Raw genomic sequence first — 20,027 nt, 5'->3', positions numbered from 1 at the left:
GCCGTCGCGGGCGAATCAGTTTGGGCAAGCGACGTCCACCCGATAATGTGCCAATGGACGCCACGTGCACCGTGACGCCACGCGCGAATAGCTCAGCGGTAGAGCTCTGGTTTTACACACCAGCGGTCGGGGGTTCGAAACCCTCTTCGCGCACCACGATTTACCAGGCGGGACATCACTTCGGCGCAACCTTGGATGCGCCGCGTGCCCACATTTTGCCCACTATCTTTTCCGTACCCCGAGCTGCCGCCCGTACTCGGCGAGGTCTGCCCGCACGCGCTCGATCGCGGCCCACGCTTTCGGGTCGTCCTCGTGCCCACTCTCGGCGAGTGCGTCGTGCGTGTAGGTCCAGTCGTCGTCGGGTGCGGTCATGCAGTGACAGTACTCGCGCAGTGTTCCCGATTTTGGCACTACGCGTACTGTGCGAGGCCTACTCTTATCCGACTAGTTCCCGGCGGGATAATGGAGGCATTCGAGTTGAGCCGACGAGAGCGCAAGGCGCTGAAGGACCTCAAAGCGCAGCGCGCGGCCGAAGAGAAACTGGCCGCCGAAGACGCCAGGCAGGCTAAGAGGGAGCAGGCGAAGGCCGACTGGGATGCGATGTCATCCAGCGAGAAGAGTGCCGCCTTCAAGATTCTCGCCGCCATCGTGATTCTTGTCGTAGTCGTGTTCGCAATCCTCGCAGCCTGCGGTGGCGACAAGGGCAACGACACGAACCATTCCGACTCGGCCACAAGCGACCCTGTGTCCAGCCCCTCAAGCATTGAGGACGCACCCATCGTTACGTCTTTGCCCATCTCGTTCGCCGAAGAGAAGTACAACATTGACGTTGACGCGGTTGACGTCGGCCCCAGCATCGTCGACGGAGTAGACCACGAGCGCGGCATCTTCGATCGCTCGAACTGGCGCATCGTTGCTTACTGTCCACGAATGGTCGACAACACAGTGAAGGTCGGCGTCATCAAGTCTGACGAGCACGCCCAGATAACTGCCGCAAGGCAGGGCACATCGATAAGCGACAACTCCCTGACGTACCTTCTCGACTGTCCTCTCTAGCGCTCAACGACGAAAGCCCCCGACCTCCGCGTGTGCGGAAGCCGGGGGCATTGTCGTGCAGGGGGTCAGGCCAGCCAGAGACCGACACCGATCCATGATGTCGACGAGGCGAGCGACAGTGACACCGGTGTCGTCGACCGATCGACCAGGATGAGGTCCATCGGCTGGGTGGCGTTCGTTGCACGAGACCGTATGTCGCCAGTCGAGGTGGTCGTGCCGGATGGCATCGACGACCCGCGGAAACCTGCCACCGCGAGCAGGCCCGTACCAGTCGGGGTGAGCGTTGGCGTCGTGTTGGTTGCGCCTCCCGATACTCCGCCGGACACTGCCGTCACGCCCTGGTAGGCGGCGACGATCATCGTGCGGAATGCGCCACCCGACCCCGACATCGTTACCGTGTACGTCCCAGCCGGGACGCCCACCGCGTGCGATATGCGCGTGGTGTTGCTGGACGCGACAGCAGCACTCGTCATCGTCACGCCGCCCGAGCAGGTGACGACCGAGTTCGCCGTGTTGTCGTACGAGAACGCGACGATCGTCCCGCCCTCCGGCACGGTGATCGACACAGTCGTCACCCCGGTCGCCGCCGTCACGAACGACGGGCCCGCCGACAGAATCTCCGGCACCTGCATGCCCGCAGTCGCCGACGATGTCGTAGCGGCAACCGCAGACCCGGCGGCCAGCGTCGGGACTGGATGCAGCGCTGTGCCTGTCGCAACCTCCCCATCGACGCGGGAACTCGCGGCGACAGCAGGCGTCAAGGCCGCCGCATCGGCCGCCATCGCGGGCGGCTCGATGATCGCCCACGAACCGACATCCGGGTTACGGACCTCCACGAACGCGACCATCTCCGGCGGAGACACTGTCGCATCCGCGAACACTGACGGTTCAAGCAGCACCGATGTTCCTGTCATCGACGGCGGCGTCACGCCAAACACGACCCGGATGTCCGGGACAGGCATCTCGCAGACGGCGACAGCTACCTCGATGTCGAGTGTGTGATCCGAGTGCAGTACCGGGGCAAGCGCGACGGCATCGACCGAGAGTCCGTCTGGCGAGATCGTCACGCCACCGCCAACCAGTGCAGGCGTAGGCAAGTCAGCGAGCGCCGACAGTAGCGGGACCTCGACCAGCGACGCCGAACCGACAACCGGAACCGGAAGCGCCGACAACCCAGCCATGGCCGGCACCTGGATCGTCTCGTGAATGTGCCCATCCCACACGACCTTGTCGCCGAGGTAGGCGAGCAGAATCGTGTGAGGTTGTCCGTCCGAGTCTGTCCAGACGAGGCCGCGGATGCCGCGGCCGTTCTGTGCGAGCGGCATTCGCGCTCACCTCCCCTACGTCAGGCGACGGTCTGAGTGAAGATGCCGCTCGAGTTCCACACGATCTGGAACGTGCCGCTTGTGGTGCTGACGTCGGCCCCAAAGTCGATGTAGCCGATCAGTGGGCGCGACGCATCGCTGCCGGGCGTCGAGTCGTAGATGACGGCGTACCGGGCAGTGATCGTGCTCGACGGCCACGACACATCATCGGCATCGAACTTGAACACGTTGCCAGTCACACTAGCGGTGACCGATGCCAGCGTCGCGCCACCAGCGGTGTAGCCGGTGCCAGTCACCTCGCCGGTCACCGACGACTTGTACTGATGAGTGCCCTGGTTCGGGGTGTAGCTGCTGGTGCACAACATCACCTTGATCGCATCCGAATCGAGGTCGACCTCCTTGTTGCCGATCGACTTGTGGAAGTTCGCGTACAGCTTGGCCGAAACAGCCATGGGATTCTCTCCATTCACGAGGAAACCCCCACCGGGCGGCGAGGGCTTGAAGGGGTTGAGCGGCGGCTACTGCCAGAGGAACGACCAGTACGTCCCCGGCCGGAGGAAAGCCAGCACATTGCCGGAGTTCGAGAACGCGGCGAGCGTGTGGTCAGGCCACACGCGAACACACGTCACGCCCTGGAGGTTGAGGTCCGTCGCGGTCGTCGACGCGTCCCCAGTGCGGATCGTCAGGACTGTGCGCCCCTCGGGGCAGGACGACGAGAACAGTGGCTCCATCACAGCGCCTCCTCATCGACGATCACGTACAGGGTCGCCGGGTCGAACGTTAGTGACGCATACTCGGATGCGGTCACGGCCTCGGCGCGCGAGATGCCACCGCCGTTGCGGATGAAACCTGGAGCACCCGCGGGTGGTGTCGGCAGTCCCGCGTCGATCAGAGGCCACAGTCGGACAGGAGTCGACGACACAGGGATCACGATGCTGTAGTGCTTCGCCCCGATCTGCACTACCGCCGGACCTGGATCCAGATCGGTCGTCGACAACATCCCGTCAGCGAGCTCGAAGTGGTGCGGCACCGTCGCGACAATCGCATCACCGCTCGCCGCCTGCCGAATCACCTGCGTCGAGACAGTCACGTTCCGGAGTAGACCGGCCCCCGCCACATCCTCGATACGGTCCTGAATGATCGTCATATCTCCCCCGGTTCCGTTGATCGTTTCTCGACAGACAGTGATGTCCACCCCTTGCCGCTGCGAATGGACCGAGTAGCGCCAACGATCGAATCGTCGGTCGCGCACTCCACCGACACGTGATAGCCCGGTCCAGGGACGCCGAACACGTGCTGGTTGAACACGGTGATCGTTCCCGCCGACCGCGAGATCGCAGGCTTTCGACTGAACTCCGACCCATCCGGCGCACGAACAACGATGTCCATGAAGCAACCTTCACCAGCTGCCACAACCCAGGAGTAGAAGCACTGGGCGTTGGCGACAAACAGGCCGCGCGAGTTGAGCTGCACTCCGTTGTCTCGATATGTGACACCGACGCCTTCGTGAATCACGCCATAGAACGGGGCGCGACGTTTCGTTGATGTCGGCGACATGTTCTCCGGCATGTACAGGTAGCCGTAGACCTGGATTCCCTCGAACACTTGCTTGGAGTCCTGCAGGTCTACGATCTCTGCCGCCTGCCCCTCAGTGATGTCGAAGAGGTTCAGAATGTAGCTGAACGCATCAGTGATCGCCGACCCGATGCTCGTCGCCCACGACCCGATGCCGGACCCGTTGGCGCGCCCCTTGAACTGGCCGTCAATCTGGTCCCGCCACTGCGGTTCACCGCGGGCAGCATGGGCGCCCATCCCGAGTAGGTTCGTCGGCTGCGCACCCGGCACATTCGGGATGTTGCCCGGGCCAATATTCGGGGACGTCATACGACAGCCTTCGCTCGAGAAGCGATCGCCCGCAGATGCCGCCGCGGCTCTGTCTGCTCCACCGGGATCGCAGGCAGCACATCGCACTCCACGACCCGCACGAAGTCTTCGATGATGGCGCGCAGTTCGCGGATGTCGCTCCTCAGGTCGTCGATGCTGCCCTTCGCGTCCAGTAGTGCATCCTTCGACATCTGCGACACGATCTGCGTCACCTCCACGCTGTTGCGCTTCCGGTTCAACAGGGCCATCACGACCGCCGACACGACACCCGACGATCCGACTGCGGCGATGACCGCGATCACGACCTCACTCGACATCAGGCCTCCCGTTCACGATTCGGTGTGCCTCCACTTCGATCGCCCGAATCTCGCGGGGGATCTCACGCAGGATCCGGTACACGAGGTAGACGGACAGCATGAAGATCGCCCACGTTGCTGCTGTCAGTGGCGGGCCGCCGTTGCTTCCGATGACGGCGGCCGAGTGCATGAACCCGGCGGTCGCGAGTGCCGTACCGCCGATCCGCTCGAGTTGGAGTGACCGCATCGCGCGGCGCGTGTACAGGCCCGCGAGTAGAACCACGGCCCCTGCTGATTGCAGGCCCGCGTACACGAAGTCGAATGTCTGCGGCGACGTCGACGCAACAGATGCGGGGACTTCCCAGTAGACGACTTGGAGGATGCCGGAGATGAGGACGCCGAGGACGATGAGCCGGTAGAGCGGGAAGTTCCCCGACTCGACACGGCGAAACACGCTCACCCGACGTCGCCCTTACGGTGTCGACCCGTCGACAGTGCCGCCGCCGATGTCGGACTGCCGATGCCGGTCGACACGATCGACGTCAGCACCGACGCAAGGACCGCCGTGCCGGTGACAGCGAGGGCGTCCACCCAGTTCAACGACAGGATCGTTGTTCCTGCCACGAGCAGTGCGGCGAGTGTCTGCGCGCCAGTCTTCACCGCGCGCTCGAGTGCGTCACGCCAGAAGGTGCCCGACCAGATCATGCGGTCACCACCTTGATCGCGCCCGACGGATCCCACTCGAGGCGGCCATGCTCGAAGTCCTGCACGCGTCCACCGGTGCCGTTGTCGCGCTCGTCCGACGTCGGCCAGCCGAGCGGTCCCGTCTCGAACCCCTCCTTCGCCCACCGGTCACCGATCACACCACGCACCGGGAACCCCGGCTGGTCACCCTGCCTGTAGATCACGCCGCCCTGGAACGCCTGCACCACTCCGCCCTTGACGAGCGTGTGACGGCGGACCGGGTAGCCGAGGAACCCGGCCTCCCACCGGTGACCTGCCCACGTCTCGAAGACCCGCATCGGCACCGCGACAGCACCAGTCTTCGGATTCCAGTACACGTAGCCGTTCGTGAACTGAGCGAAACGACCCTCGCCGTCCGGCGTCTTGATCTCCCCCTTGGTGACACGCTCCCCCAGCCACGATGCCGCGACCTTCGCCTCAGCGTCGATCGCGTTCACAACTGGCTTCACTACCTCAGTTGGTGCGCCCTTCGCGTAGCCGATGACCACGTCGTACGGGAAGTTCGGTCCGGGATCCGTGTGGTCGGTGCCGCCCCACACGCGGGTGTCGACGTGACCGAGGATGCCTGGAAGGCCGGCGGCGGTCACCCTGCGAAGAGGAATCCGGTACTTGTCGGACCAGTAGCGGAGAACTCGGCCGACCGAGCGGAGCATCTTGTCCTGGGCGAGCCATTCAGCACGCGACTGGGATGCGTTGCCGACGACGCACAGGTTCAGCAGAATGTCGTTGCCCTTGTTGCCGGTCGACCAGGTCTGCCAGTCGTCGGTGTTCTCGCGGATCACCTTTCCGTCGACGCCGACCATCACGTTGTAGCTGCCGGACTGCGTGCGAACCTGGTAGGTGACGACGTCGTCAGCGGTGCGCGAGGTAGCGGTCGCGGACTTCCCTGACTCGGTCGTGTGGATGCAGATTCCGACCAAGCCGGAGGTCGGGCGCGGTCGCCCGAACCCGAACTCGTCTGACCTGTCGCTGTCGTAGTAGGTCACTATGGCCTCCTGGGTGAAATGGCCCGCCGAATCTCGGGGCCTATTTGATATGACGTTGTTCCTGGATCAGATGTGGGTCAGCGTTTGCGCTTCGGTTTCCCAACACCGTCGAGTGGTGAATCCTTCAACGTGTCGGCGGCGCGACGGTCCCGCTGCTCAGCCTTGAACGCGCGACCCTCGGCCTGTGCTGCACGACGCTGACGGTGCGCGGCACGCTCAGACGGAGACGCACCAGCCTTCGGGAGAGTCCCCGCGGCACGCATCGCCGCGACCTTCTCCTCCAGCTCGCGCTGCTGCTCGTCTGCGATCGCCGCGTACTTCTCGGCGGGAGACTGAGGCGGTGTCACGTCCTCGTCGTAGATGTACCGCCCGGCCGCCTCGGAACGGTCGATGGACTCGCCGACCTGATAGTGCTTGATCGGGTCCGCGACAATCCGCACACCGAGCTCGAGGAGATGCTCGGCGACGTCACGCCAGTAGCCCTCACCCATGACCATCGGTGCACCAACCACGCCTGGGAGACCGACGAACAGGGCGGTCAGTTCATCGGCCGCCTGCGCCCGCTCGGCCTCGTTCATGTCCCTGTACTGCTTGAACACCTAGAACACTCCCAACTCTGAAGCGGCGCTTGCCAGTTCACGAATCTTGCGGATCGCCATATCGACGGCATCCTCGTCAGCCTTCGGCCCGAACTCCGCCTCCCACTGCGCGAAGTGGTGAGCCTCCCAATCCAAGACCGCCTTGCTCATGCGCTCGACGTGGATCTCGCGGAGAGTGGAGCCCTCGACCTCGAACGACGCGCGGTCGCCCTTGTACATGTGGCCGCTGCCCTTCCAGCCAATCGCGTAGGGCCCGGACGCCGAGAACTTGATGCTCGCCGACTTCGTGCGAGAGGTTGCGACCACCGCCGACCGGATCGCCAACAGGGAACTGAGCGTGTACGCCTGGCCGGGCAAGTCGATGTGGTACTCGAGATACCCCGACGAACCGGCCTGCTGTTTTCGATGCGGCAGTTTGACGCTGATCCACGCCAACACCGTGTCCGTATAGAACGGCTTCAGCAGAGCATCGACACTGCCGCCGATCGCGCCGACATGCAGCAACGTGCCGACGATGTCGAACCCCGCCTGAATGCCAGCCGAGATCGCCTCGTTCACACCCGGCATCGAATGGCCACCGGTGTTCATGATCAGACCCTTGGACGGCGTCGTCTTGAAGTGCGTCTCCACACCCCAATCCGCCGGGAAATGCACGGCCGGAACACCCTTGCGCGGCTCGAACATCGTCGCCGCCGACGGCCAATCAGCCGCCAGTTCCGTCTCGACGTCCTCGACCATGTCGCCGACAATCTGCCGCAACGTCCGCGTCAGACCATCAAAGATCGAACCGCCGTTCGCCGCGCCCTCCATGTGGCCCGACTTGTCGACGATGTCGATGACCAGCGCGCCGTCCTTGAGGTCGGCGCCCGGCCACGGCTCAGGATCCCCGTGCCGATACCGGCGAGTGACCACCGACAGTTCGGCGTCGCGGAGGATCATCTCGGCACGGTCATGCCACTTCCCCCACCGCGACACGAACATCGCCCAGGTCGTCCCTGCTGCCATGTCCTGCGCGAACGTCGTCGGCGCGACAACAATGTCCCACGTCGACATGTCCAGCCCGTCGAGCCACTTCACCGGATTCATCGGGTCATCCGGGATCTGCCAGATACTCGAGTAGATCCGCCACAAGTTCACGAACAGCGCCGTCTTCAGCACCCAGATCGCAGGGCCGGCGAGCAAGAAGATCCGCGGGAACTGGAAGATCGCAGGCAAGAACGGATTCGACCAGCAGTCGATCCACTTGAGGTTCTCGTAGTCAGTCAGAAACGTGACGACCAGCAGACGCTGACCCTTCTCGTCCCGGATGACTTCCTTCGCCTCATACCGGGCCGACACCCGGACGCCGTTCTTCTCCACATCAATGTGGAAGTTCTCGCCCTCACCACGCTGAATGCGCCCGCGGTCATCGTGCATCCACTGCGCCACCGGATGATCGAACGGGATCGTCAACTCCACCGGCCCGGTGTCATTCTCCGGGTCCTCGACGTGCAGCTTCACAACCTCCAGCAGGAGATGCTGCAACCGCTGGTGTCCGTCGAAGATGAAGATGCCGGGCGGCGTCTCGTTCATCCGCTGGATGCGGCGATCCTCAGCCTCCGTTGCAGCCCAGATCGCGTTGCACTGCTCCTCGAGCGTGAGCACGGGTGCGGTCACAGTTCCATCCCCACAGGTCGTGTCCACAGCCGCGGCATGTGGAGCTCGGCACGCGCACCAGACGACGGCGCACCAGTCACGCTGATCGGCAGTTGAGTCGGCGGCGTGTACGGCGGAATGTCGAAACGAATCCACTTACCGCCCATGGCGCTGAGTGCGTTCTGGCCGGTCAGTGTCGACGCGTGCAGCTTCCGGCGCTCACGAGTGATCCGCAGGCCGCCATACGACGCCTTCACCTCGACCATCACCGTCCGTGACGCGAACTCGCCAGCCGGAGCACGGTGCCCCGGAGCACCCAGCCACGACGGATCCGGCAGAGTCCAGACACCCGGCGTCAGAATCCACGTATGACGGCACGCAGTATCGGCAGGGTTCGACACCGTGACGAAACCCGACCCGCTACCGCTCCCCGACTTCGTGAAAACCGAGACGTCCTTCTTCGACTCCCACAACGGTTGAGCAGCCCGAAGCTCGTAGGCGATCTGAAAGACGCGCTTCGAGTACGGGTCCTGCTTCATCTCCATGTCCGGCGCATCACGCAACTGCACCGACAGCCGCCGCGGCGTGAACGTAGACAACTCCGAATCAACCTCGACCTGCGTGTGCTTGAAGTCCGGGTTCCACGGATCAGGCCGCGACGAGAACTCCCGACGAAACTGGTCCTCCGTCGTGCCTGGAGTGACACCCGCGCCGACGAGCTCGTCAGCCATCGCGAACCCCAGCATCAGGTCGCGAGGCAGGAACCGATCTCCCGAGAAGATCGCGCCCTCAGTGTCCTCGATCCAGTCCGTCTCGATCGGCGCATCCATCAGCGCCTTCACCCCACCATCAGTAAGAGTGATACCCGGCTCACGGCCAGTCCTCGACATGCCCGCATGGACGAGCCACCGGATCCCGGACTGGCCGATCAGAGTGATATCCAAACCCGCCATCAGGGTCGACCTCCCATTCCAGCCATCGCTCGAGTCCGCGTGCGCTGACGCTGCTCGCGGTGGTACTCCTTTTCGTCACGGAAAGTCGCGTACGTCGTGCCGAGGTCCGCGTTTCGGATCTCCGCAATCAACTCGCGGAGCAAGGCATTCGTCTCGTCCGACGAACCGCCCCGATCCAACCGGTCACGCAGGTCATGCGGATCAAACGGAAGTGCCGTTTCCTTGTGGCCCAGGCCGTTCTTCATCAGCGTCGTGCCCTCATGGATCACGCCGCCGACGTCGTACCAGCCCTCCTGATCCCAATGAGCCTTCGCGCCGACCGGAGTCCGATAGCGGCCATCAACGTAGTGGTCGAACGTCTTTCCCTGCAGGCGCGGATCAGCAGTCGCCGGGTCAACACCCGCAGCCCGGTAAACTTCCGGGCCAGCCTGGGGAATCCCCCAGTACTTCCCGTTCCGCGCCTTCGGATCCCAGCCCGACTCCTTGTTGCCGATCCAATCGGTAGCCGTCCATTGATCACCCGACCGCCACACCTCACGCATGCCCTGCTTGAACGCGGCCTTGATTGCTTCGACACCAGACAGCTTTCCGGTGCCAAGATCCTGCCCGGCCTTCGGCACAGTGACCGTGCCCGGCGGTTTCGTCGTGGTCGGCGACGTTGACGGCGCGGTTGTCCCGGAGTTCTCCAGCGCCTTCAAGTCATCCTTCGCCTGGCCGAGCTCACGCTCCAGGCGATCGACCTTGCCCTGCGCCGCAAGCAACTGTGATGGCTTCGGCTTCTTGCTCTTCTTCACCTCATCCAACTGAGTCCGCGCGATCTTGAGGGCGGCCTCTTTGTCAGCAACCGAATCCTGCGCCTCACGGAGCTTCTTCGGATCGACAGGCTTCCCCGATGTCGTGTCCTTCACTGGCAGTCCAGCCCACGCTGCGAGCGCACCCGGCGAATCGTTGATCCCGAAGACTCCAAGGATGTCGGAGGCCTGTCCGGCGACCGCAGTCTTTGCTGCGCTACCCACCAGATCTGACAACGATGTCGGCTTGTCAGGAGTCGATGTCGGCGAAGGCGTGTACGTAGGCGACGTTCCATCGGTGCCCAGACTCTCGTCGAGCATCGACGTCACCTGTTCGACGGTCGCACCCAACGCCCGCCACGCCTGATGAGTGAACTGACCATCGCGGGACCCGGCGGCAGAACCGCCGACCTGACCGTTGCCGCCAGCACCACCCATCTCAAAGTTGACGTCACCGCCCTTCGGGTCGATGATCGTCCCCGCGGTATGGCCACCACCAGGGCCGCCGTTCACCCAGCCGTGCTCAATCGCCGGGACGCCAGCAGGTGCACGGCCCATCTTGTAGCCCGACGCCAACAGCGCCGCCTCCTGCGACGCCGTCGCGAACCGGCCACCGTTGAACGGATCCCCAGTTAGGGCAAGGTTCCGGCCGATCGACTGAGCACCGGAACAGTCCGTGTCCCACGTCGGCCACGCACCCCACCCGTAGCTGCGACCGGCGAGAGGCTGAATCAGACGCTTCATGCTGTCCGCAGTCTGGATACCGCCGTCGGCGAACTTGGTCAGCCCATCGGCGCCAGCCTTCGCCAGCAGCTTCGTCACCGCGCCGCCAGCGATACCGCCGAGCAGGCCCGAGATCGAACCATCCCGCGGGATCAACTCGAGGCCGAACATCTTCGCGACCGCGGCGAGGATCGCAGTCGAACGCGACCTCTTCCCTGGAGCCAACGGAATGAAGGCTTCGCCGGCCGTGGAAGGTTCAGCCCACTGCACGAGACCGCCACCCGGGTCTGCTCGCTGGATCAATGCGCGGTCAGGGAGTGTGTCGCCCCGCATTCCGCCGTTCGCATACGCCTCGGCCGCCCGGATCCCGCCCGCCGCGTAACGACGGATCGAACCATCGGCGTTGTCAGGCACCCGCAGACCGCTGAGGACACGGGAGCCGCTCAGCACCTCATTGATCCGAACGGTTACGTTCTTCTCGTTCGGGATCGCATCGACCGATGCCTTCGTCTGGTCCAATTGGGAGCGAGTTTGCTCCGCGCCCTCTTGGCGGACGATCACAGTTTTGCCGTTGTTCGTCTGAACCTCGAGGCCAATCCCGGCGAGCATGTCCTTGACGCCCGGCGCGAGCGGTGCGAGGACTTCGATTTCTTTCCTGTTGTCTCGGTTGACCTTCACGCCGATGTCATCGAGAAATGCCCGGACCTGGGGTCCGCCAGGAGCCGTAATGGAGATCGGCTTATTCGCTGGAATGAGGGTCGTGGCATCAATGACCTGCTGGATCTTCTGGCCAGCGCCGCCAGTCACGTCGATCTTGATGGCCTTCTGGCCATTCTTGATGACCTCGGTGTACTTGACTCCGAGCTGATCAAGCACCGGCAGTGCCGTCTTGACCTGGTCGTATTCGACCGTCACGTCCTTGCGCCCTGGCGTCCGGTTGATTGCAGCCTTGACGGCGCCAAGTCCGGCAATCGCTTCGGGCGCGCCCTCTAGCTGAACGAGCAGATTGACGTTCTCCCCACCGCCAGCGACAGTGAACAGCTCCCGGATCTTCTCGATCGGCTGCTTTGTCGATGTCGCGAGAGACTGGAGCGAGGCCTCGATCTTGCGATTCGCCTGCGCCAGCGCTTCTGGATCGCGAGTTGCCGCCACTTGCTGCTGCTTCTGCGCCAGGTCCTCCAGCACGTCACCGAGCTTGCCGCCGGACTCCGACATGTCGTCGATCGCGCCGTTGGCCTTGATCGCCTCCGGGCCGATCCCCTCAGCAGCCTTCGTCGCCTGCCGGATCGCATCACCCATCTGACGCATCGCCTCAGCCTTGGTTCGCTGCGGATTCAAGGCATCCATCGCCGCCTTGATCGCATTGAGCTTCGTCTCAGCCGTAGCCGACTCATCGCCCATGACCTTGATCGCTTCACCGAACTCGGTGACGCCAGCGGTCGTCATCTTCGCGATGGCCTGCTGCTTCTCGAACTCCGTGCGCATGCCCTGAAGTTGAGCGATCTGAATGTCGCCGACACCCTGCTTCTGCAACTCCGCGACGAAGCTGTCCCACTCCCTGCGCGATCCCGACGCCTTCTTCGCCAGATCCTCGGTCGAGTAGCCGATCTTCGACAGGGTGCTCTCCACCGACTGCGCACCCAAGTCCATCTTGGCGATCTGATCGTCACTGAAACCCAAGTCTTTGACCGCACTGCGCGCCGACTCAAGCTTCGGCTTCATAGCCTCGATCTGCTTGCCGACCGCAGCGAAGACGTTGTCGTCGACGACTCCGCGCGAAGCCCTGAGGGCGCGGCCGGTTTCAGCCACAGCACCCGTGTACGCCTCGGCAGCCTTCTGCGCCTCCTCGGTCCTCCGCTTGCTCTCCTGGAGTTTGGACGTGACCGCCATGATGCCGACACCGGCACCGATCATCGCGAGACCCCACGGTCCGCCCATCATTCCCATGAGTCCGGCGCCGGCCTTTGACATGCCAGCGAATCCCGCGGTCACCATGCCGTTCGTGCGATGGAACCGGGTGGCCGCAGCGGAGCCCTGACTGTAGGCGTTGCGCATGTCCGAGCCGAAGGTGCGAGTCTGCGCTGCAGCCGCTTGCTGTGCGGCCGTCATTCCCGCCTGGGCCGCCGTCGCACGAGTCGCAGCAGTCGTCGATGCCAAACGGGCCTCGGCGACACGAGCCTCAGCTGCGGCAACCTGCCCGGCCGTCGCGCCAGCAGTGGCGCGAACACGCGCAAGGTTCTCTTCCGCGATCAGCGTCTTCGCGGCCGCTGTCGCCGCGGTCGCCTGAGCCTTCGCAAGGTTCGTCGATGCCGTCGCGAGCGCCGATTGAGACTCGGCCGACAGCGCCGACGCGCGCACCAGGCCAGACAGCTTCTGCGTCAGCGACGACGTCACCGTGCCGACACGAGTCACCATGCCAGGCACGGACCGGAACGCCATCCACCCGATGATCGCCGCGCCCACCAGAGCGGGCTGCGCCTCCATTACGTCCGCGATCGCCGAGAACACGGGCTCAAGGGCCGACATCACAGACGCGACACCCGACAGTGCGGCCATGAATACCTGCCACGTGCCGACACCCAGCGACGCCGATACCGATGCGATCGACGTCGCGATCCGCACCACCGTCGGCGCAAGCTGCTGACCAGTGTTGATCAACTGCATGAACGTGTCGCGCGTCTGATCAATGACGCCGGCGCCCTCGAGCGCCTGCCACGCGGCCATTGCGGACTCGCGGATCTTCGGCCCGAACTCGGTGACTGCCTTGTTCGAGATCATCTCGACGAACGCGCCGATCTTCGGCTCGAGCGCATCCATCGCCTCAGTGATGCCTGAGAAGCCACCCGGCAGCGCCTTGAAGATCGGCTCCAACGCTGTCGCACCAATGCGGCCCGCGGCGGCCTTCATGTTCTCGAACGCGCCCTGGACGGTCTGGCCCATCTCCTCAGCGCCGCCGCCGACCTTCTCGGTCATCACCTTGGCGAAGTCCTCGAACGACACCTTGCCCTCGGAGACCATCTTCGCGGCCTCTTCGGTGGTGACACCGTAGTTCTTCGCGAGCTCGGGGAGGATGCCGATCTGGCGTTCCATGAGCTGGTCGAGCGTCTCGCCGTCGAGCTTGCCCTTCGCGGCGATCTTCCCGTAGATCATCCCCATGTCGTTGAGGTCCGTGCCAGCGATCGCGGCAGAGTCGGCGACCAGGCGTAGCGTCTTCTCGAGCTCCTGGCCTGGCTTGATACCAGCGGCGACCATGGTGCCAGCGAGACCCGCAGCGTCACCGAGGCCGAATGCCGTGCCCTTCACTGAAGCAAGAGCGGACTTCATGATCGACTCAACCTCAGTGCCCGATGATCCGAGTGCACGTAGCTTGGCCTGGGCCTGGTCGATCGTGTTGAGCCGCGAGAAGCCCTTCGTTAGGGCGAATCCGATACCGCCGAGCGCGGCAGCCCCCGCGGTCGCGACGCCACCCTTGAGTGCCGTGCCGAGCGCCGACGACATCTTCGAGCCCATCGACTTGCCAGCCGCCGCGGCATCACCGTCAGCCTGACCGAGAGCCCGCTTGATCGCGGGCCCCATCTTCGACGTCTCGGCGACGAGCGACACATAGCCTACGGCGAGTTCCGGCACGTCAGGCTCCCTTCATCCGGGCATGAAGAAACCCCGGAGGCGAATGCCTTCCGGGGTTTCAGGGGGTCTAGATGTTCAGTTGTGGGCCAGTCTCGCAGAGACTAATCATCAAGGTCGATCGCTTTGGCGATGATGGCTTTCAGGGTGTCCGAGGTGATGACTGTCGAGTAAACGACTTCACCTTGTTCGATCTTGGCCCCGTAGTGGGCCGAGTCCGGTTCGGGTATCCAGTCGTCTGCTTTCACATCAGGAACAGCACTAAGAAGGACGGCGACGATCTTTGGGTCGTAGACGCCACAGGCTCCTATGAGGAGGTAGATCTCGTCCGGGGTGCGCGCATCAACCTGGGCCTGTACGTAGTGGTTACGCGCCTCGTATCGCACAGGGCGCCCGGCCCGCACGCTCGCAGCTATGGCGCGGTAGACAACGTCATGGAGTTGTTTCGTAGATCGATACGCGAGTTCAAGGCGAATTCGATTGACGTCCCAATCCTTCGGAAGCAGGTGGTCGGATCCGTTGCGCACCTCCCGTTTTAGGCAGGAGTAGAAATCGTGCTGTGGAGTGTCGTCCTGCCGCACGCCTGCTGCACCCAGCCACCAGCGGCCGAGCCAAGCCTCGCTTCGTATTTCAACCGGGACAACACTCTTAGAAAGCTCCGTCACAGCTCCTCGAACCCCAGCCCGCTTATGCCTGAACCAACGCCTGTCGGTGATGCACTGAACTGGGGTAGCGGAGCCACAGGCGACTGAGTCTGGGATCGTCTGCATCTTGGAGATGTCCGCGTCGTCGATTTCGTGGAGCATCGTGCCAGCAGTTGGGATGGGTATCCCCAGGTCCGTCAATGCCCGCTTTGTCGGGCGCACAACGTGGCGCATCGGCCAAATATTAGTCGATTACGCCACCAAGATCGGCAATCTCCGCGTCGGACATGCCAGTCAGAAGTGCCACGGCAGACTTCTTGGATCCGTCGAGACGCGTAAGAGCGGCTTTTACGCCTTCGTCGATCTCTTCGCGGTGGTTGTCGACATACTCGCGCACTGCGCGGCTGACGATCTCCTTCTTGGAGACGTCCATGAAGTGCGATGCGTGCGACACGAGCTCATCGGTCTCGCAGCTAACCTTGATGGGGGCCAGTGTGGTCATTTTTGGTCAACCTCCATCGCTCACACGGTAGTCAGGTACCAAAGTACCCGTCAAGTTGACCTTCGGAAGCCCGGCTCACATCACACGCCCTCACCCTCCACCTTCGCGCCCTTCGGGACGTTGCACCGGAGATGCGCCAAGCACCCCTGGCATGTCGGCAGGCGCGCGTACGATCAGCGCATGAAGAAGTGGTTCGCCGCGATCGCCGCGGTCGTAGCAGTTGCCGGGGTCGCAGGATGCGGAAGCGACAGCAAAGACTCAACCACGCCGAGTTCAGCCACATCCGCCGCGACATCGACCGAGTGGACCGGATCTAACCTGCCGCCCGTAGATCTCGACGCAGTGAACACATGGCCGGAGTTCGGGAAGGCTGGACTTCGGCTGATGGCGGATTGCGACCCCAGCACCAAAGTCTGGGGGTGCATCTGGGGCGTGTACGACCAGATGAACGAGATCTACAGTCGAATGCCACACGATGCCGCCCACGCCCCCGGCGCGTTCGACAGGTGGCTGAATAACTACCAGGAGTGGGAGGATGCGCAGTGCTTCAATGAAGCTGCCGCGCAGGACAACTTCGTCTTCTGCAAACAGAAGGAGATGCAGATGGACTCCACTGACGACCGATTCCGCGCCCGGTTTCGGGAGATGGCCGACGGCGGCTCCTAATCCCCGCCAGGCTTAGCCCCCGCCTGCGGCTTTCTGCCGAGCCCGTTCGGCGATCGCACGCTTCTCCTCGACCGTCCGCTTCCGCGGGTGGTCGTCGACAGGCTCGGCAGCCTGCGAATCTCCGGCCTGGAGTGGCCCATACTCCGCTGGTAGATACCCCGCTAACGCATCGCCTTCAAGGTCGTCGAGCAGTCCCATGCGCATGAGATCCCAGAACCTCAATGAGGACAGTGCGGTCGCGGACTTCGCCGCCAGTTGGGCGCCGATGTCATTCCAGTACCAACCGTCCGGGTCGAGCGCCCGAGACAACGCGGAGTCGTGCTTGCGGTGGTCGATGATGTCTCGCAGGTCCGACCATGAGAGCACGGTTGCGATGTCGCGGCGACTGTAGCCGCGGTCCAGGAGGTCCGAGTTCACGGCCCCGCCATGCTCCTTCAGGAGTCGGCAGAGCCCGAGGATTCCCCCTCGCTGATCTCCTCGCCAGCACCGTTGATCGCCTGGTAGATCTCATTCGCGAGACCCGACGGGATTCGCTGCACCTGCTCCCACTCGGCGTCGCTGCAGAAGTGCTTCAGCCAGCGGAGCTGAAAGGTCTTCGGGGAGACGTTGAGCCCTTCGGGATCGTGCGGCGGTTTCGCCGCGGGCTTACGTCCCGGCTTTGCCGCGTTCTCAGGGTCCTTCTCGAACTCATCGACGGCCTTAGCGTGTGCGGCGACAGCCTCCTGCCATTCGTCGAACTCTGCGGCGCGCTTGGTGATGTCGGCGACGAACTCGTTGTAGCTGTCGACGACATCGGGGTCCATCCAGTCCATTGTCGGCATCGTCACCTCGACGACCTTGCCGTCGCCAACAGGGATCGGCAGAGTGATCAGGTGGTCGTCGGTCGATCCGAGCTTGATGATCTTGGGCATCGGTCAGGAGCCTCTCGTGAGAAGTGGTTGGGGTGTGGTCGGAGCCTGGAACCCGGCCTGACGGGGGTTCAGTCGACGCAGAGTCGACCGGCTCCTGACCAAGGGATGCGAACACCCCGTCAGGCCAGGTAGAGCGGACGTCAGGAGATCGTGACGCCCGGAGTGGTGCCGCCGGTGAGGCCCGAACCGTTGCCGGTCACGGTGCCACCGTTGGCGAGGGTCACCGAGTAGGGGCCGCCCGTCGAACCGGTCACAGTCGCATTGCCTGCGCCGACAGTCGACAGCGCCTCCAGTGCCGACTTCACCGCGGTTGCTGCCGCGTTGTAGACGATCGGAGCAGTCGTCTGACCACCAACCGACAGAGTGAAGTCGCCGCCAGTCGGGGTGCCGGTGATCGTCACAGTCGCCGACGACGGGACAGCAACCGACTCGTCCTCGCGGTACTCGATGACGTACTTGCCGGTGGAGCCCTGGAACACGTCCAGCGTCAGTTCCCACTGAGTAGGTGCCTTGTGGTCCGACTTGGCCTCGGCGACCTCGACGACGCGCGCGAACTCGACAACGTACCGCTTCGACTTCTGCCCGTACTCGGCCTGGATGATCCAAGTCATGAGCGGCAGTTCGTCGTCGGTGTGGTAGATCGTCTTCTTGGCGGCCGACTCGACGATGACGTTCGCGTCGCCGAACACCGTCTTGAGGACGTTGATGTTGTCGTCCTCGAGGAAGGTGATCTTCACCTGCTCCTCGTACTCGGTCTGCGTCGACACGAACGTGCCGCCACCGAACATCGGGATCTTGGCCGAGTTGCGGGTCGGGGCGACCGAGAAGCCGTTCTCGTCGACAGCACCGTGGTCGGTGTCGAGGATCCCCGCGGCGAGTGCGGTCGTCGCATCCGTCGGCAGCGGGTATGCGCCGGGAGCGAAACTGAATGCGGTGCCGGCATCCATCGGCTTGGCGATGAACGCGTTCTTGACGTTTACAGCCATGGTTGATTGCCCTCCTAGGCAGAGTGGTCAGGAGCCGTAAGGAGGTCTATTCAGTTGTGGGTCTAGGTGATTGCGACGCCGAGGGTGCCGGTGACTTGGACTCGCGCCCATCCGGTCTTGTCGGGGTCGTCGTAGGGGACGATCGATCCGCCATCCCAGTACTGCGCGAACTTCGGGTGCTCGAGGACGGTGTATGCGAGCAGTGCATCACTCTCGGCTTGGATGTCGTCGCGGCCGCCGTTCGCTGTCTGCGCCCAGCATTCGAAGAGCATCAGTGCGCGATCGATTGCCCAGTCTTTGTCGCCGCCGATCCGGGAGACTCGAATCCACCGTTTCGGCCACACCTGCGGTGCTCGGCTGCTGATCTGAATGCCCGGGAAGTGCGGTCGCAGTTCAGCGATCGCCACAGTGATCGACGACTTCGGGAGGACCAGATCGGTCATGACCCGCCAGCCATCGCCCGCAGGAGGATGTTGTGCTTCCGGTCCGCCGCGATCGCGTGCGCGTCCGCGGTCACGACCGATGCACGCCAACGACCCTGAGGACGCTTGATGCCCTGTCGTGACCCGACAGCGAACGTGCCCTTGCCCTGCGCGTTCGCCCGAGCACAGATACCCTCAGCCATCTTGTCGAGCTCGGCAACCACACCCGCCTCGCGCCGCAGATCGTAGAAGCCCTGAGGTTTGAACACGACCTTCATTCCGTGCACCTCACCCTCTGCCAGTGGCCCGGCGCGTACGCCGCCCACACAGTCTTCGGCGTCTTCATGATCACCAGAGCACCCGATGGTTCAGTCATGAACGTGACTTCGGGGCCGTCGAACTGGTCGACATCCTCTTCGCCGGAATCATCAACCCCGGTCACGATCTCGATCACCCCGACACCGCCTTCAGGTTGATGACGCCGCCGGGATTCCAGCCGAACGGATTGTGATCGAACATCTCGACGCCACCGACCACCTCGAACTCGACACCATCGAGAACCATGCGGTCACGGTGCGAGCACTCGAAACCGGGCGGCACGAGTAGTTCGACCTCGACGATCTCGCGGTCATGGCCGGCCAACTTCGGTTCGGATGTTTGCGGTGCGCCCCACCCGTAGACGGGCTTCTGGACCGCGGGCAGCCAATCCTCGGCAGGGTTACCGTGAGCATCCTCGGCACCCTGGTCGAACACGCGGTGCCCGACCGTAAACAGCAGTGGGAACTCGTCCATCGTGCTCATCGTGTGTCGAAGCTCCATGCTCGGCCGCGGCAGCCGTACCGCCGCAGGATCCGCTTGTCGTCCTTCGTCAGCCACGGACTACCCGACGTTGCGCCCTCGGTGTACGTCCCCGACTGCGAGTAGACGCCAGCCGACCGGGAGAACTGGTCGAGGTTCTGCATCTGCGGGGGTGACGCGGGAGCCTTCAGCACCCGCGCCACCATCCGCGACACCACCAGCGACACATCATCCGGAACAGGATCCGGGTCGTCCGCGCATGCCATCCACGCGCGGGCCGACGCCGAAGCCTCCACCAGAAGGCCCGCCGCCCGCGTCTCCTCGTCAGTCGTCAGAGGACGCCCGAGACGCGCTTGCACGTCCTCGAGGTTTGCGAGCGGTGCCACTGGTCTGCTCCTTCACGGTCAGGTGGTCGCCGACTGTGACGCCATCAGGGACGGTGTCGCCAGCAGCGAGCATCACCCCGGCGACGTAGACGACGC

At 63.8% G+C, this 20,027-nt stretch carries 26 protein-coding genes and 1 tRNA gene; 3 read left to right on the top strand and 24 right to left on the bottom strand.

Translation table 11 applies throughout. From position 1 onward, the window contains the following. Positions 1–81 precede the first annotated feature (81 nt). A tRNA-Val gene (locus WFK36_RS05800) sits at positions 82–156 on the top strand. A gap of 66 nt (positions 157–222) precedes the next feature. Here the strand turns inward: WFK36_RS05800 and WFK36_RS05795 are convergent. After that, the gene (locus WFK36_RS05795; protein ID WP_336790508.1) at positions 223–372 is read right to left on the bottom strand and encodes a hypothetical protein; all 150 of its coding nucleotides are present in this window, start codon (positions 370–372) and stop codon (positions 223–225) included. A 90-nt stretch (positions 373–462) separates the two neighbouring features. Here WFK36_RS05795 and WFK36_RS05790 point away from each other — a divergent pair, with 90 nt between their 5' ends. Then, complete coding sequence (locus tag WFK36_RS05790) at positions 463–1,056, top strand: hypothetical protein (RefSeq protein WP_336790506.1); 594 nt, start codon at positions 463–465, stop codon at positions 1,054–1,056. Positions 1,057–1,121: 65 nt separating this feature from the next. Here the strand turns inward: WFK36_RS05790 and WFK36_RS05785 are convergent, their stop codons facing one another. The 15 genes from WFK36_RS05785 to WFK36_RS05715 all read right to left on the bottom strand — a co-directional run bounded on the left by WFK36_RS05785 (position 1,122) and on the right by WFK36_RS05715 (position 15,762). Further along, positions 1,122–2,381, bottom strand: coding sequence for a hypothetical protein (locus tag WFK36_RS05785; protein WP_336790504.1), 1,260 nt, complete (start codon positions 2,379–2,381; stop codon positions 1,122–1,124). 20 nt (positions 2,382–2,401) lie between these two features. Continuing rightward, entirely contained in the window at positions 2,402–2,833 is a 432-nt protein-coding gene (locus WFK36_RS05780; protein WP_336790502.1) for a hypothetical protein, read from the bottom strand. A 66-nt stretch (positions 2,834–2,899) separates the two neighbouring features. Then, positions 2,900–3,112: a hypothetical protein gene (locus WFK36_RS05775; protein WP_336790500.1), complete on the bottom strand. Its 213-nt coding sequence runs from the start codon at positions 3,110–3,112 to the stop codon at positions 2,900–2,902. After that, on the bottom strand, positions 3,112–3,471 hold the full coding sequence (locus WFK36_RS05770; RefSeq protein ID WP_336790497.1) for a hypothetical protein: 360 nt from the start codon (positions 3,469–3,471) through the stop codon (positions 3,112–3,114). Before WFK36_RS05770 ends, WFK36_RS05775 begins: the two co-directional genes overlap by 1 nt. Positions 3,472–3,524: 53 nt before the next feature. Next, positions 3,525–4,265, bottom strand: a complete 741-nt coding sequence (locus WFK36_RS05765) for a hypothetical protein (protein ID WP_336790495.1) — start codon at positions 4,263–4,265, stop codon at positions 3,525–3,527. Next, positions 4,262–4,582, bottom strand: a complete 321-nt coding sequence (locus WFK36_RS05760; RefSeq protein WP_336790493.1) for a hypothetical protein — start codon at positions 4,580–4,582, stop codon at positions 4,262–4,264. The genes WFK36_RS05765 and WFK36_RS05760 overlap by 4 nt, the downstream gene beginning before the upstream one ends. Continuing rightward, positions 4,572–5,021 carry a hypothetical protein gene (locus WFK36_RS05755; protein WP_336790491.1) on the bottom strand — a complete coding sequence of 150 codons (450 nt, stop codon included), beginning with the start codon at positions 5,019–5,021 and terminating at the stop codon, positions 4,572–4,574. Before WFK36_RS05755 ends, WFK36_RS05760 begins: the two co-directional genes overlap by 11 nt. Next, positions 5,018–5,266 carry a holin gene (locus WFK36_RS05750; RefSeq protein ID WP_336790489.1) on the bottom strand — a complete coding sequence of 83 codons (249 nt, stop codon included), beginning with the start codon at positions 5,264–5,266 and terminating at the stop codon, positions 5,018–5,020. Before WFK36_RS05750 ends, WFK36_RS05755 begins: the two co-directional genes overlap by 4 nt. Then, positions 5,263–6,291, bottom strand: a complete 1,029-nt coding sequence (locus WFK36_RS05745; RefSeq protein ID WP_336790487.1) for an N-acetylmuramoyl-L-alanine amidase — start codon at positions 6,289–6,291, stop codon at positions 5,263–5,265. The genes WFK36_RS05750 and WFK36_RS05745 overlap by 4 nt, the downstream gene beginning before the upstream one ends. A 77-nt stretch (positions 6,292–6,368) precedes the next feature. Continuing rightward, entirely contained in the window at positions 6,369–6,869 is a 501-nt protein-coding gene (locus WFK36_RS05740; RefSeq protein WP_336790485.1) for a phage gene 29 protein family protein, read from the bottom strand. Positions 6,870–6,890: 21 nt separating this feature from the next. Then, entirely contained in the window at positions 6,891–8,546 is a 1,656-nt protein-coding gene (locus tag WFK36_RS05735) for a Gp37-like protein (RefSeq protein ID WP_336790483.1), read from the bottom strand. Beyond that, a complete protein-coding gene (locus tag WFK36_RS05730) occupies positions 8,543–9,478 on the bottom strand; it encodes a hypothetical protein (RefSeq protein WP_336790481.1) in 936 nt (311 codons plus the stop codon). Before WFK36_RS05730 ends, WFK36_RS05735 begins: the two co-directional genes overlap by 4 nt. Further along, complete coding sequence (locus tag WFK36_RS05725) at positions 9,478–14,619, bottom strand: aggregation-promoting factor C-terminal-like domain-containing protein (RefSeq protein WP_336790478.1); 5,142 nt, start codon at positions 14,617–14,619, stop codon at positions 9,478–9,480. The genes WFK36_RS05730 and WFK36_RS05725 overlap by 1 nt, the downstream gene beginning before the upstream one ends. Positions 14,620–14,720: 101 nt before the next feature. Then, on the bottom strand, positions 14,721–15,281 hold the full coding sequence (locus WFK36_RS05720; RefSeq protein ID WP_336790476.1) for a hypothetical protein: 561 nt from the start codon (positions 15,279–15,281) through the stop codon (positions 14,721–14,723). A gap of 223 nt (positions 15,282–15,504) precedes the next feature. Next, positions 15,505–15,762 carry a hypothetical protein gene (locus WFK36_RS05715; protein ID WP_336790474.1) on the bottom strand — a complete coding sequence of 86 codons (258 nt, stop codon included), beginning with the start codon at positions 15,760–15,762 and terminating at the stop codon, positions 15,505–15,507. Between the two features lie 180 nt (positions 15,763–15,942). Between WFK36_RS05715 and WFK36_RS05710 the strand changes: the two genes are divergently transcribed. Further along, complete coding sequence (locus WFK36_RS05710; protein ID WP_336790472.1) at positions 15,943–16,428, top strand: hypothetical protein; 486 nt, start codon at positions 15,943–15,945, stop codon at positions 16,426–16,428. 12 nt (positions 16,429–16,440) lie between these two features. On the opposite strand, the gene WFK36_RS05705 is transcribed toward WFK36_RS05710, so the two are convergent. The 8 genes from WFK36_RS05705 to WFK36_RS05670 form a co-directional block, all read right to left on the bottom strand. Next, positions 16,441–16,845 carry a hypothetical protein gene (locus tag WFK36_RS05705; RefSeq protein WP_336790470.1) on the bottom strand — a complete coding sequence of 135 codons (405 nt, stop codon included), beginning with the start codon at positions 16,843–16,845 and terminating at the stop codon, positions 16,441–16,443. Between the two features lie 17 nt (positions 16,846–16,862). Further along, entirely contained in the window at positions 16,863–17,339 is a 477-nt protein-coding gene (locus tag WFK36_RS05700; RefSeq protein ID WP_336790468.1) for a hypothetical protein, read from the bottom strand. A gap of 140 nt (positions 17,340–17,479) precedes the next feature. Further along, on the bottom strand, positions 17,480–18,325 hold the full coding sequence (locus WFK36_RS05695) for a hypothetical protein (protein ID WP_336790466.1): 846 nt from the start codon (positions 18,323–18,325) through the stop codon (positions 17,480–17,482). Between the two features lie 62 nt (positions 18,326–18,387). Continuing rightward, positions 18,388–18,768, bottom strand: coding sequence for a RuvC family protein (locus WFK36_RS05690; protein ID WP_336790464.1), 381 nt, complete (start codon positions 18,766–18,768; stop codon positions 18,388–18,390). Further along, positions 18,765–19,025, bottom strand: a complete 261-nt coding sequence (locus WFK36_RS05685) for a hypothetical protein (RefSeq protein WP_336790462.1) — start codon at positions 19,023–19,025, stop codon at positions 18,765–18,767. The genes WFK36_RS05690 and WFK36_RS05685 overlap by 4 nt, the downstream gene beginning before the upstream one ends. Further along, the gene (locus tag WFK36_RS05680) at positions 19,022–19,201 is read right to left on the bottom strand and encodes a hypothetical protein (RefSeq protein WP_336790459.1); all 180 of its coding nucleotides are present in this window, start codon (positions 19,199–19,201) and stop codon (positions 19,022–19,024) included. Before WFK36_RS05680 ends, WFK36_RS05685 begins: the two co-directional genes overlap by 4 nt. Further along, positions 19,198–19,539 carry a hypothetical protein gene (locus WFK36_RS05675; RefSeq protein WP_336790457.1) on the bottom strand — a complete coding sequence of 114 codons (342 nt, stop codon included), beginning with the start codon at positions 19,537–19,539 and terminating at the stop codon, positions 19,198–19,200. The genes WFK36_RS05680 and WFK36_RS05675 overlap by 4 nt, the downstream gene beginning before the upstream one ends. Positions 19,540–19,544: 5 nt before the next feature. After that, positions 19,545–19,931: a hypothetical protein gene (locus tag WFK36_RS05670; RefSeq protein WP_336790455.1), complete on the bottom strand. Its 387-nt coding sequence runs from the start codon at positions 19,929–19,931 to the stop codon at positions 19,545–19,547. Positions 19,932–20,027 lie beyond the last annotated feature (96 nt).

Origin of the sequence: Gordonia malaquae (assembly GCF_037148075.1) — a bacterium.
GTDB classification, from domain to species: domain Bacteria; phylum Actinomycetota; class Actinomycetes; order Mycobacteriales; family Mycobacteriaceae; genus Gordonia; species Gordonia malaquae.
The sequence above is the reverse complement of the archived record's forward strand: the minus strand, read 5'-3'. Positions and strand labels throughout refer to the sequence as shown.